The 11,887-nt window shown below is 62.1% G+C and carries 10 protein-coding genes, 1 tRNA gene and 1 pseudogene; 8 read left to right on the top strand and 4 right to left on the bottom strand.

Going from position 1 to position 11,887, the window contains the following annotated elements; translation table 11 throughout:
- Positions 1 to 2: 2 nt before the first annotated feature.
- A complete protein-coding gene (locus LGQ10_RS11755) occupies positions 3 to 392 on the bottom strand; it encodes a hypothetical protein (RefSeq protein WP_226525624.1) in 390 nt (129 codons plus the stop codon).
- Between the two features lie 333 nt (positions 393 to 725).
- Between LGQ10_RS11755 and LGQ10_RS11760 the strand changes: the two genes are divergently transcribed.
- From LGQ10_RS11760 to LGQ10_RS11785, 6 genes and pseudogenes are all read left to right on the top strand, one after another.
- Entirely contained in the window at positions 726 to 944 is a 219-nt protein-coding gene (locus LGQ10_RS11760; protein ID WP_058435027.1) for a cysteine-rich CWC family protein, read from the top strand.
- Positions 945 to 977: 33 nt separating this feature from the next.
- Entirely contained in the window at positions 978 to 1,670 is a 693-nt protein-coding gene (locus tag LGQ10_RS11765; protein WP_058435026.1) for a pseudouridine synthase, read from the top strand.
- A gap of 325 nt (positions 1,671 to 1,995) precedes the next feature.
- A complete protein-coding gene (locus LGQ10_RS11770) occupies positions 1,996 to 2,880 on the top strand; it encodes an alpha/beta fold hydrolase (protein ID WP_058435025.1) in 885 nt (294 codons plus the stop codon).
- A gap of 153 nt (positions 2,881 to 3,033) precedes the next feature.
- Positions 3,034 to 3,107: transfer RNA gene (locus LGQ10_RS11775), tRNA-Gly, on the top strand.
- A gap of 326 nt (positions 3,108 to 3,433) precedes the next feature.
- Positions 3,434 to 4,168, top strand: coding sequence for a hypothetical protein (locus LGQ10_RS11780; RefSeq protein WP_226525625.1), 735 nt, complete (start codon positions 3,434 to 3,436; stop codon positions 4,166 to 4,168).
- Positions 4,169 to 4,493: 325 nt separating this feature from the next.
- Positions 4,494 to 5,975, top strand: a pseudogene (locus LGQ10_RS11785) (DUF2875 family protein); the annotation flags it as partial.
- 63 nt (positions 5,976 to 6,038) lie between these two features.
- Here the strand turns inward: LGQ10_RS11785 and LGQ10_RS11790 are convergent.
- Both LGQ10_RS11790 and LGQ10_RS11795 read right to left on the bottom strand, forming a co-directional pair.
- The gene (locus LGQ10_RS11790; protein WP_226525626.1) at positions 6,039 to 6,467 is read right to left on the bottom strand and encodes an SMI1/KNR4 family protein; all 429 of its coding nucleotides are present in this window, start codon (positions 6,465 to 6,467) and stop codon (positions 6,039 to 6,041) included.
- A gap of 339 nt (positions 6,468 to 6,806) precedes the next feature.
- Positions 6,807 to 7,895 (bottom strand): alpha/beta hydrolase family protein, encoded by a 1,089-nt coding sequence (locus LGQ10_RS11795; RefSeq protein WP_226525627.1) that lies wholly within the window; start codon positions 7,893 to 7,895, stop codon positions 6,807 to 6,809.
- Positions 7,896 to 8,211: 316 nt separating this feature from the next.
- Here LGQ10_RS11795 and LGQ10_RS11800 point away from each other — a divergent pair, with 316 nt between their 5' ends.
- Positions 8,212 to 8,940, top strand: coding sequence for a class I SAM-dependent methyltransferase (locus tag LGQ10_RS11800; protein ID WP_226525628.1), 729 nt, complete (start codon positions 8,212 to 8,214; stop codon positions 8,938 to 8,940).
- Positions 8,941 to 8,968: 28 nt separating this feature from the next.
- On the opposite strand, the gene LGQ10_RS11805 is transcribed toward LGQ10_RS11800, so the two are convergent.
- Positions 8,969 to 10,744: a sensor domain-containing phosphodiesterase gene (locus LGQ10_RS11805; protein WP_226525629.1), complete on the bottom strand. Its 1,776-nt coding sequence runs from the start codon at positions 10,742 to 10,744 to the stop codon at positions 8,969 to 8,971.
- Positions 10,745 to 11,482: 738 nt separating this feature from the next.
- Here LGQ10_RS11805 and LGQ10_RS11810 point away from each other — a divergent pair.
- Positions 11,483 to 11,770, top strand: coding sequence for a hypothetical protein (locus LGQ10_RS11810; protein ID WP_058437405.1), 288 nt, complete (start codon positions 11,483 to 11,485; stop codon positions 11,768 to 11,770).
- Positions 11,771 to 11,887 lie beyond the last annotated feature (117 nt).

An 11,887-nucleotide genomic window follows, 5' to 3' on the forward strand; every position in this document is an offset into this window, starting at 1 on the left:
GTTCAATGACCACGGCCACCCCGGCCGTGGTCGCCTCGGTCATGGTTGCCCCGTCCGCCATGACCACCCCAATCGTGATTGCCCCCCTGGTCGTTGCCCCAGTTGCCTGGACGGGCGTGTCCGCCCCAACCATGGCTCGGATAGGGCCGGTACACCGCACGCGGTGGCTGATAGTAGCGGGGGCCCGGTTGGTAATAACGGGGCGCTGGCCGGTAATAACGCGGTGGGTAGTACCCGCGGCCGGTGGAGTAGTAATAGGAAGGGCCGCCGTAGTCATAAACCGGCGCCGAGGAACGGTAGACCTGTGAGTCGTAATAACCTCCACCGTAATAAGGGGCACACGCAGAGAGGCTCGAAGCCAACAAGGCAATCAGCAGAAGTCGACGATACATGGCGGCCTCCTGGACCGCGAAGAAGCCACGCCAGCGACGCTGGCAGGCGGCAACCAGCAACAGGCTGGTTGACGAAATATCTGACCGTAAAAACGCCTTTCAGTGCGTTTTATGCAACACATTGATACATGTCCTGCGACCACCGGTAACCCGGGTTCGCCGTCCCCTTGAGAACGCCCTGTCGGCGTCAGGCCGCCCCTGAACGTCAGTGACCGCTTGACCCGCCGGCCAACGGCAGACACCCTGCACAGTCTGCCCTGTGCCAGGCACGCGATGCGCCGCGCCCAGCAGACCGGACTCCACAGAACCTGCATGAAATGCCCTGCCTCGATCATGAACAAACCTGATTCTTGCCCTGCCTGCGGTGCTCGCAACGACTGCACCCTGGCTGACCCACGCACTGTCGACCGGAGTTGCTGGTGCTACGGTGTGAACATCGACCCGGCCATTATCGAGGCCCTGGCGCCCGAATTGCGCAACCAGTCCTGCCTGTGCCCGCGCTGTGCCGGGGTCGAGGCCCAACTGCGCGCGGCCCAGGCCACGCCACCATGAACCCGCATCCGCAGCCAGCCGGTTCTTTGCCCCATGCGCCTTGATCGTTTCCTCAGCAACCTGCCCCGGTTCAACCGACAGCAGGTACGCCTGTTGCTGGTGCAACGGCGTGTGCGCATCGACGGCCAGCCGGTCAGTGACCCCAAGGCCGAGGTCCGTGAGTTCAGCCGGGTGGAACTGGACGACGAAGTGCTGCAGGCCGGCAAGCCAGCGCGCTACTTCATGCTGCACAAGCCCATGGGCTGCGTCAGCGCTACCCGTGACCCCGAGCACAAGACCGTGCTCGACCTGATCCACGAGCCCGGGCCAGAGGACCTGCACATCGCCGGACGCCTGGACTACAACACCACCGGGCTGATGCTGATCACCAACGACGGCAACTGGTCACGACGCCTGACCCAGCCTCAGACCAAGCTGCCCAAGCTCTATTACGTGGAAACCGAGCAACCGATCGGTCCCGAGTACGTCGAAACCTTCGCCCAAGGCCTGTATTTCGCCTTCGAAGACCTCACTACCCTGCCCGCGCAGTTGCAGATCCTCGGTCCCCGCAGCGCTCGCTTGAGCATCGTCGAAGGGCGCTATCACCAGGTCAAGCGCATGTTCGGCCACTTCGACAACAAGGTGGTGCGCCTGCACCGCGAGTGCATGGGTCCACTGGTGCTCGACCCGGACCTGGCCCCCGGCGAATACCGCGCACTGCACGACGCCGAGATCCGCCTGATCTGACGGTTTGCGCCCGGGACGACCACTGGGCGGAAGCTGTCGAACAATTTACCCAACGGCACTTGCAGGTTCGGGATTGCCCTGCTTGAATCAGTCCGTCGGCCGAATCGTGACCGACCAGTCACAAAACATATCAAGAAACCTCTTGCCGGCCTGAGCCCTGCCAGCTCTGCATTCTCCCCCGGTAAACCGCCCGCCTATAACAACACCCGTCGACCTGCATTAACGGATCGGCATGGGCTTTCATTCCAGGCGTATGCCTACCTGTCACATTGACCGTGCACACTCATCGTATGCGCGCATACCCGCTTGCCAGGAGTCTTATGACATGAGGCCAGAAATCGCTGTGCTGGATATACAGGGTCAGTATCGGGTTTACACGGAGTTCTATCGCGCAGATGCCGCAGACAAGACCATCATCCTGGTCAACGGCTCGATGGCCACCACTGCGTCCTTTGCCCAGACCGTGAAGAACCTCCATCCGCAGTTCAACGTGGTGCTCTACGACCAGCCCTATGCCGGCCGCTCCAAGGCGCACAACCGACACGAACGGATGCTGACCAAGGAAATCGAGGGGCAGATCCTGCTGGAACTGATCGAGCACTTCAGGGCCGAGCATGTGCTGTCGTTTTCCTGGGGCGGGGCCGCGACCCTGCAGGCACTCTCCCAACGTCCACGGCGCATCGAGAAGGCCGTGATCAGTTCGTTCTCGCCGGTGATCAACGAGCCGATGCGCGACTACCTGGAACGGGGGGTCGACTACCTCGGCAACCTCGACCGCCACCGCGTCGGGCACCTGGTCAACGACACCATCGGCAAGCACCTGCCATCGCTGTTCAAGCGCTTCAACTACCGTCATGTGAGCAGCCTGGCCGAACATGAATACGGGCAGATGCACTTTCACATCAGTCACGTGCTCAACGGCGACCGCCAGTGCTACATCAAGGCGGCGAGGAACATCCAGGTGCCCGTGCTGTTCGTCAACGGCGAATGGGACGAGTACACCTCGGCCAGGGACGCCCAGTTGTTCGCCCACCATGTACAGCACTCGAGCTTCAGTACCATCCAGGCCACCGGGCACTTTCTCGACATGGAACACAAGACGGCCTGTCGCGACAGTCGCCAGGTGCTGCTGAGCTTCCTCGAGCCGGGTCAGTACGACATCCGCAACCGTCCCCACCCTGCGCAGGACCAACATGCACGTGCCAGTTGATGCCGTTCCTCCAGGCCACCACTCGTCCTCGGACCAGCACTGTTCCCAGGCGTGTGGCGCGCCTGCAACGCTCTGAAAAAACACGTAAGCACGGGTTGGATAAAGAAAAACTTCAAATCCACGGCCACATCTGGTACAAAGTCAGCCGTTCGAGCGGGTGTCGTATAATGGCATTACTCCAGCTTCCCAAGCTGATAACGAGGGTTCGATTCCCTTCACCCGCTCCAAGTATTTCCAAGGCCTCCAGCGGTGCATGTACATGACTGCAATCAGCTGGGGCCGTCTCGAGGTCCGCTTGCGAATGCATCCGCAAACAGCAGCGAGACCTCAGCCAGCACCACCCCTAGGTGCCATCGGCGTTTCACATTGCCCCATCGAAAACAGATCAAGGCGGTTGGTCTTTGACTAACACTGCTGAAAGCTTTGTGCTACGCGTCTTTCAGCTCACTGTTCAAAGTGGGTTCGGGCATTTATGGGTGGTTGCTACCGGCAAAACGATCTTCTGGACCCCCCATCCAGGGTACATCAAGGCATCCGGCGCCAAGGGGCATCGATGAGAAAACTCGTCCGTTGTCTGAGCCTGCTTTTCGGCGCAAGCCTGCCCCTTCTGGTACAGGCCTCCCCGGTACGGTTCACCGATTACCGTGCTTTTTATCAGTCCCTGGGCGATAACCTGTTCACAGGGCCCGGTATTGAACTGGCCATGCCCTGCTCGGAGTCGCCACGGCATTGCCTTTGGGTCAATGCCATGCGCCCGGCGTTCGAGCGTTTTGACCAGCAGTGGAGCGCACCCGATGGGCTGGATCTCGATCCGCCCAAAGGCACGCCCGAAATGGTCTTCGATGGCGAGGCCCTCACGATCGGCAAACAACGCTGGCCACTGCGCGATGCAATCAACTTCGCCCCGTCGCAATGGCCCGTCGGCGATCCCATCCGCCCGGAAAACCTGGCGACAGCCACGGTCTGGCGCCAAGGCACCGCGACCTGCGTGGAGATGCAGTACGTCAGCAGTGGCCATGGTGATCGGTACACCCAGGTGTTGCTGGTTCAGGGTCAGCATTTGTACGGGTTACCGCCGCTGTTCGCCTCTTGCTCGGCCATTCGCAAGACGCCCCGCCACCCGTTCAGCTATCCGGAAAACGCCTACCTGGGAGCGGAGCAGGAAAACAACCCGACCGGGCTGACAGTGGATTATCGGGTGCCTGGTGAAAAGAAGCCGGTGGCGCAGTACCTGTTGCACTTCCCGACTCAGGGGGACCCGTTCGTATTTGAGGTGCAGCGCCCATAGGCATCGGCCGACAAATCCGTCATGACCTGGCTGCGTGCAGGGGTCATCACCCGATGGGAGCACAATGAAGCTCAGCAACTCACCAGGTCTGCTCATCACGACACCCACCGACTGGCGTCGGGTAGCAGCCAGCAACCCGGACAGACGCTTGCCCCCAATCGTCGGGACCAACGGGATAATGTTCATGGAGGAAATGCGCAATGACTGACGCCGCCCAGCCGAAAAAACCTGTTCCAGCCAATCGATCACAATGCCCAACAGTGGCCACTCAGCCCCGGACCAAACTCATCAAAGGCGAGCCTGTCCGTTGTGGGGGCATCGCCTGATGCGCCTCGAGGTTGCCAGTTGTTTTTTCACCAGCCTGCTCCTGACCAGCCCTCTGGTTCAGGCGGCTGAACATTCATCCACGGTCAGCCGTTGCTTTGCCAGCGCAGCTTCACCCGTGACTGCCTATACCTCGGCCAAGGGGACCGCCACCATGCCGGTTGATGCCCGTTATCGCGCCCCTGCTTCCTCACCCCACCTGGACACACTGGATGTGCTCGCCATTGGCCTGAGCCTCGACGTGTTCCGTCAGGGCCAAGCCTGGAAAGCCTTGCAGGAACAGAATGCAAGGCAGACCAAGGCCCTCCACGTGGGCAGCATCCTGCCCACCGACCCGAAACAGTATCCGGTGGATGGCGACGACAAAGACCTGGCCTATGACAAGCGCAAGGCCGATGCGCTGGAGCTGGGCCTGCGCGGCTTCATGGAGAAGTGGCCGATCCCGACCATCACGGTCGTGCGTGGCTGGAATCCCGACACGCCGAACCTGCGCTACTCCCCGGAAAGAACCCGGGAAATGCTCTCGGGCATGGTCAACCGCTACCGCCCGGAAGCGGGCCTTCACTGGCATCGCGTGCGCAACCTGCAAGATGGCGTGGTCTGCAGTGATACCCCCGAAGGCCTGGTGGACAACCTGTTCAACCTGTTCGAACAGAACCCCGACCTCCCCGCTGTGCTGGTCTACAACGTGGAAGGTTTCAGCATGTCGTTTGCGCTGTCGGCGAAAAAGGCACCATTGATTGGCGGGCCTGGCCCACGCAAGCCGGGCGAGCTCACCGACACCATGGTTGCCATGGTTGTCGGGCGCCCCGAGCGCGTCGAATGGCTGCGTTACTACGCGCAATTTGCCAAGGTCAACAAGAACAGAATCGACCCGGAGTTCACTGGTTGGGGCAGGAAGGAGCCCGCCGTGGAGTTCCAGCCTACGACCTTCATTCCTCAACCCTGGACTCAGCGCGCGTTCGAGCAATGGGATGCGCAACCAGTGCTGGCCAGACTGCATCGGCCGGTCACGGTGTCATTGCTGCGGCCAGACAATGGCGAACGCCTCAAGGGTGACGCCCTGGCTGCCAAACTGGTCGCTGGCTGGAAAGAGGCCACTGACGGACTCGCGCAGAAAGCGGTTCGGGTGTTCTTTGACGGTGGTCCGCACACCACACCCCTGGCGCAACTGCTGCCGGCGCTCACCGCCGCACACAGCCCGCTGGATCTGCTCGACTCGCGCGAAAGCTACGATTTGACCCAGCGCCTGGGTGACACCGGCTCGGCCTCACCGTTTGTTGGCCTCGCCCTGGCGACGATGGCCAGTTACCTCAACGCGGACACCAGCGTGGTCATGCCGATGCGCCGTCCGGAGCAGGCAACGATCATTGCCGTGACCTCGCCAACACCCGGCAGGAAGCCTTCAGGCAATGATCATTTCGGCGTCAACCTGATGCCGCAGGCCGCCAGTACCGAGAAACCGCCAACCGTGCCTTCAGCACAATCGACAGCAGCGCGGTAGCGCTTCATGGGATGAAAACCCTGTGCGGCGCCAGCCTGGGTCCTATCCCGGCCGATCGGGATCGACCAGGAAAGCCGCATAGCTGTCCGCAACGGCAGAGGTTCGGCCCGTCTCGTGGGACCACAGCACCACCACGGGCTCACCGGCATCGCCGAGCGCGGCATAGTCGAAGCAGTAATAGTCACCTGTGCCGAACTGGGCGAACGGCAACAAGCTGGAAAAGTCCCTCTCGTCGTCACGGAAGTTGTCCTGCCAGGCCTGCCAGCCCTCCTCGACATGACGGACTATCGATTGCCAGGTCTTGCGTGGATCACGGGCATCGAAAACCGGGAACACCTCCAGGGCGCCCAGTGCCTTGCCGTTGTGCTCCAGCAGCCAATCCGCGTACGACCTGGGCAAGGTTCGTCCCAATGCCGTCTCGGCAGCACGGATCGACTCCAGGGTCGTGCCTGTCACTCGCGTCTTGCCCATGATTCCTCGCTTTGGGTACCGGCCCGGCGAACTCCATTCGTCCTTGAGGACCCGCTTGCATTGATGCGTTACCGATCGCTCGGTGCGCAGCGCACGATAATGCATAGCGGCACCGGGTGAAACCTGGCACCCGGACCCTCTCTGCAGAAACAGGAAACCGACCCTGCAGCTGGAAATGGTTGGAGCGAGGCTTGCCCGCGATGGACTTCAGGGCGCTGCGTTTATCCAGTCAACACACGGCCGTAAGCGACCATCGCGAGCAATCGAGCGTCGACCGACTGCTCCTACAGGGGATCACCTCGCCTGGCCGTTTTTTTGCACCTGTGATTGAGGGAGGACTCAGGGACCGCCCAGGTAGCGATGAAAGAAACTGCCGAGATCGCTGCGCAGGATGCGCAGTGCCAGACTGCGGTCGACACTGCCGAAATCGTCCCCCATGGCTTCGATGACCGGCCCAGGGAGCACCCAGCGCCCGTCGGTGAAGTCGTGGTGCCCCGCGTCCTCCAGGACCTTGTACGCCCACGATCCACGGTGAGCGTTACCGACTTTTTCCATGCTGGCATCCTGCGGGTCATTGCCGGCCGCGTACAACAACATTGGTTTGACCCAGGGGCCGCTCAGATCGCCCTGGATGGTGCCATCCAGGTTCGCTGCCGCTCGCAGGCGCGGGTCCAGCCGTGTTGCCTGCAAGGCGGCTGAACCGCCGAAGGAATGGCCCAGAGCACCGATGCGGGTCAGGTCCAGGTGCCCGCCCAGCAGGTGCTCCGGCTCCCGGTTGCGCTGCTCCAGCCAATCCAGGGTACTGCGCAGATCCGCCACCACCAGCGGCGCGGCGCCCGCCAGTTTCTTGTCATCCTGCTCGAGGACATCCAGAAGAGGAATGACCCGCCCCCCCGGCAGCACCGTCACGGCGGAAATGTAGGGGTGATTGATGGCCACCACTACATAACCGCGACTGGCCAGGTCTTCCAGCAGGCCGCTATAGAACTCGGCTACCGCGCCCAGGCCGGGAGAAAACAGCAGGACCGGATACTGACGGTGCATCTGCATCGTGGCTCCAGCAGCCGAGTGACTGGCGACCTGCACCTCGCCCGCAGCCTTCATCGCACTCAGGGCTTCGGGTTCGGCATATTCGGCACGAGGCCGTTGGCGAGCAGGGTTGGCAATCGGGTACCAGACCTTCAGCGCCAGCTCGCGACGCGCATTGGCGACGGTGGAAAACGGCTCCGCACGCGTAGGATCCTGGAATGTGAAACCGGCCTTGCCCACGCACCAGGCTCCGCCGGGAGCCGATACTTGCCTGGCCTGGGCAGCCACGGCCGGCAACTCGCAGCGCCGCGAGTAAGGCTGCTGTACCGTGGCATTGCTGCAACTGGCCACGCCGAACATCAGTACACCGCAACTCGCCATGACTCTGACGAACTTCATCATCAAGCAATCCCTTGGGTATTCAGGCTGGAAGAAAACGGCAAGGCCTGCCATCGACAGCAAAGACCCCTGCCGATAGCAGCCTAATGAGCGGCTTTAGACCATTCATCATGAAGTGTTCGGATTTTGTATAGAAAGGTTAAGCACCCGACGGCCCGCGCCCCTGATTGGCTAAAATGGCCAACAGTCCCGCACCACCCTGCCCGGCCACCGACGATACCTGCGTCGTGCCTTTCGAGGGAAAAGCCCCTCAGCCGCTTCATTTGCCTATCTACCCGAAACCACGGGCGGCACACACGACTGAAGGAGCTGTGACATGGCCCAGAACATCTACGACGACCCCACCTTTTTCCAGGCCTATGGTCAGCTGGGACGCTCTCTCGGCGGCCTCGACGCAGCCCCGGAATGGCCGGCCCTGCAAGCGCTGCTACCACCGATGCATGGCCTGAACGTGGTGGACCTGGGCTGCGGTTACGGCTGGTTCTGCCGCTGGGCTAGCGACCACGGCGCCCAGCAGGTGCTGGGGCTGGATGTCTCGCAGAAAATGCTGGCCACCGCGCGTGACACCACCTCGGCCATAAACATCCATTACCGGCAGGCGGACCTGGAACAACTGCACTTGCCAGCCTGCAGCCTCGACCTGGCCTACAGCTCCCTGACCCTGCACTACATCAAGGACCTGCACACCTTGTTCGCCCGGATCTACACGGCCCTGGTGCCTGGTGCGTACCTGGTGTTCTCCATCGAGCACCCGATCTTCATGGCCCCGCGCACCCCCGGCTGGCAAGTGGATGAGCAAGGCCGAAAGTCCTGGCCAGTGGACAGTTACCAGGAGGAAGGCGAGCGGGTGACCCATTGGCTAGCCGAAGGGGTGGTCAAGCAGCACCGGACCCTGGGCACATTGCTCAACAGCCTTATCGCCAGCGGTTTCAGCATCCGCCATGTCGAGGAATGGGGACCGACGCCACAACAGGTAAGCGCCCAACCGGCGCTGGAAGAGGAGCGGGAACGCCCGATGCTGCTCCTGGTGGCAGCGCAACGCTGAAACCCGAGGCCAGGACGCTCGGCGCGCCCTAGAAACCACCCTGCAGCGGAAAGCGCTGCGCGTCGCTGCGAGCCAGGAACTTGTCCTGGGCCATGGGCCGGGCCAGGAAGTAACCCTGGGCCTCGTCACAGCCGAAGGAACGCAGCATCTGCAGGCACTTGAAGCTCTCGATTCCCTCGGCCACGGTGCGATAACCCAGCTCGCGGGCCAGGGCGATCACCGAACGAGTGATCTTCTGGTGCTGGGCGCTGCTCTCCAGGTCGGTCACCATGGATTTGTCGAGTTTCACCACGTTGGCCGGAATCTGGTGCAGGTAGGCGAAGTTGCTGTAGCCGGTGCCAAAATCGTCGATGGCCACATCCATGCCCAGGGCGCGGATCTTGCTCAGCTGCTCCAGCACCTTCGGATTGGAACGCAGCCAGGCACCCTCGGTAATTTCCACCTCCAGACAGCGAGGATCGATGCGGTGGCGCAGGCACGCATCGCGCAGCACATCGGCGATGTCCTGGTCCTCGAAATCCTGCGGCGAGAGGTTGATCGACAGCCGCTGCACTTCGCTTCCCCTCCACAGGTGCAACTTGTGCAGTACAGCGTTGATCAGCCAGTGGGTCACCTGGTGGATCTGGGCGTTGCGCTCCATCACTGGAATGAACTCCGCCGGGGAAATCGGCCCCAGCCAGGGATGATCCCAGCGAATCAGCGCCTCGGCGCTGACCTGCTCACCATCGGGCAAGGCGAAGCGCGGCTGGAACATCAAGTAGATCTGCCCGGTGGCCAGGGCTTCGCTGATGTCCGAGGCCAGGTTGAACGCACGTCGATAGGCCTGGTCACGCACCACATCGTAGGGCGCCCAGGTACAACGCTCCAGGGCGGCCAGTTCGAGGGCGAACATGGCTTTGCGCAAGACGTCCGGCACGGCATCGTGGTTCGTGGAGAACTCCACCATGCCCCCACATACCGCGGGGATCATCGGCAGCTCCAGACCTGGCGGCTGGCGACGCAGGCGGCGCACCAGGCCCTCGAGCAAGCGCTCCACCGCCGGGTCCGCAGGCAGCAGGAAACCGAAGCGCTTGGCCGAGACGTGATACACCCGCACATGCCGGCCCAGATAGGCGAGCAACTGCTGGGCAAGGAACCGCACAATGGTCTCGAAGGGCGCCATGCCCATGGCCAGCGTCAGCTCATGGGCCACGGTCATGTCCACTGCATCCACCAGCACCAGCACTCGTCGTTCCCCTGGATGCTGGTCCGCCAGATCGTGCAGGTCGCGCTGGAACTGCTCGCGGTTGGGTAGACCACTGACCGGATCGCGACGGGTTTGGCGCTGGCGCTGCTCGATCTGCTCCATCACCAGGGACGCCAGGTCGCGCAGCTGCTGGCGCTCGGCTGCATCGAGCCGTTGCGGGTGCTTGTCGATGATGCACAAGCTGCCGATGGCATGCCCGGTGGAGGTGATCAGGGGCGCACCGGCATAAAAACCGATACCCGACGCCTCGGTCACCAACGGATTGGCGTGAAAACGCACATCCTGGCGCGCATTTTCCACTTCGAACACATCGTCGGACTTGATCGTGTAGGCGCAGAACGACTGATCGATCGGAGTCTGCGTGGCGACGAAACCCACCCGCGACTTGAACCACTGCCGATCACGATCCACCAGGGTGATCAGCGCCGTGGGCACCTTGAAGAACTGCGCGGCCAACCGGCAGATGCGGTCGAAACGCTCGCAGCGGGCAGTGTCCAGCAGCTCCAGGGCATACAGGGCGGCCAGGCGCTGTTCCTCGGCCAATGCCTTATCCGGCATGCCTAGACTCGGACAGGATCAACAGCATCATCAAAAAACCTATCTCGCCAGCAAAAGGGGGGGAGTACGACACCTGGAGAATTGCCCTACAAGCAAAGTAGTGGCACTACGATATCTGTCGACAGCATGACGCAGTGACTGGTGCTTGCCAATTCCATCCGTCGGACGAACGGTAGCCCTTCGGCAACCGCCACGCTCGCCAAAGGGCCGGGCCAGAGCTTTGCGCTCGACACACCGCGCTCCCGCTGCGTCCTCGCCCTGGTGCCATGCTCCCTGCCCCTGATCGCAGACACTAAAAAGCGATCCGCTGATTAATGCCTGTCAGTCAAGCGAGGTGGTCCCCTGCAGGAGCAGCCGGTCGACGCTCGATTGCTCGCGATGGTCGTTAGCGGTAGCGCGTATTGACTGGATCAACGCGACGCTCTGGAGTCCATCGCGGGCAAGCCTCGCTCCTAGCATTTCCTTAACTGACTGGCATTGATCCGGCGATCGCCCTTTTCGACATGAAAAAAGGCCGGGACGTAGTCCCGGCCTGTGTGCCCCCTGTCGTCACCCAGCTCCTGCCGGGCGAAGGTTTTTTATCAGCCCTCGCCTGTCTGCCAGCTGAACCTGCCCGGGGCAATCGTGACAGTTGATGACAAGCGCCCCGCTGGCGCCAGGGCTTGCCAAGTCGAGCCAAGCCCGGGAGCATGCCCATCCCGGCGCCACAGGTGCCTCTGTCCATGGAAGGTATCGCCTATGAAAAAAATCATCCTGCTGCTGACACTCGCACTGCTGGTCCTGCTCAACGTCGGCTACTACACCGAACTGGAGGAGGCCGAGACCCATACCCGCTGGTTCCTCAAGCACTCGCCAAGCCTGCAGCTGGAGTTCTTCAACATCCACGCCAATGACGGTGACCACCGCAAGGTGGAGAAGCTCACCAGCGAAGAACGGCAGATGATCATCGACTACTGCAAGTATCGCCTGGGCATCGATACCCAGGTCACGACCCAGGCCGACATCGACCGCTGCGCCAAGCTCTAGCAACAATCCCGCGCACCTCACCCGGTGGCCCGCACGACCGCCATTGCTCCCTCGCCCGGCCTGACCACTCCCGCAATGGTATGGTGGTCGGCTGCCCTGCGTGCAGGGTCCACTGAA

The organism is Pseudomonas sp. L5B5 (assembly GCF_020520285.1).
Lineage (GTDB): Bacteria > Pseudomonadota > Gammaproteobacteria > Pseudomonadales > Pseudomonadaceae > Aquipseudomonas.

Bases quoted from the DNA above. Each gene is read 5' to 3' on its own strand.
- LGQ10_RS11755 (WP_226525624.1), bottom strand. From the start codon at position 392: ATGTATCGTCGACTTCTGCTGATTGCCTTGTTGGCTTCGAGCCTCTCT.
- LGQ10_RS11760 (WP_058435027.1), top strand. From the start codon at position 726: ATGAACAAACCTGATTCTTGCCCTGCCTGCGGTGCTCGCAACGACTGC.
- LGQ10_RS11765 (WP_058435026.1), top strand. From the start codon at position 978: ATGCGCCTTGATCGTTTCCTCAGCAACCTGCCCCGGTTCAACCGACAG.
- LGQ10_RS11770 (WP_058435025.1), top strand. From the start codon at position 1,996: ATGAGGCCAGAAATCGCTGTGCTGGATATACAGGGTCAGTATCGGGTT.
- LGQ10_RS11780 (WP_226525625.1), top strand. From the start codon at position 3,434: ATGAGAAAACTCGTCCGTTGTCTGAGCCTGCTTTTCGGCGCAAGCCTG.
- LGQ10_RS11790 (WP_226525626.1), bottom strand. From the start codon at position 6,467: ATGGGCAAGACGCGAGTGACAGGCACGACCCTGGAGTCGATCCGTGCT.
- LGQ10_RS11795 (WP_226525627.1), bottom strand. From the start codon at position 7,895: ATGAAGTTCGTCAGAGTCATGGCGAGTTGCGGTGTACTGATGTTCGGC.
- LGQ10_RS11800 (WP_226525628.1), top strand. From the start codon at position 8,212: ATGGCCCAGAACATCTACGACGACCCCACCTTTTTCCAGGCCTATGGT.
- LGQ10_RS11805 (WP_226525629.1), bottom strand. From the start codon at position 10,744: ATGCCGGATAAGGCATTGGCCGAGGAACAGCGCCTGGCCGCCCTGTAT.
- LGQ10_RS11810 (WP_058437405.1), top strand. From the start codon at position 11,483: ATGAAAAAAATCATCCTGCTGCTGACACTCGCACTGCTGGTCCTGCTC.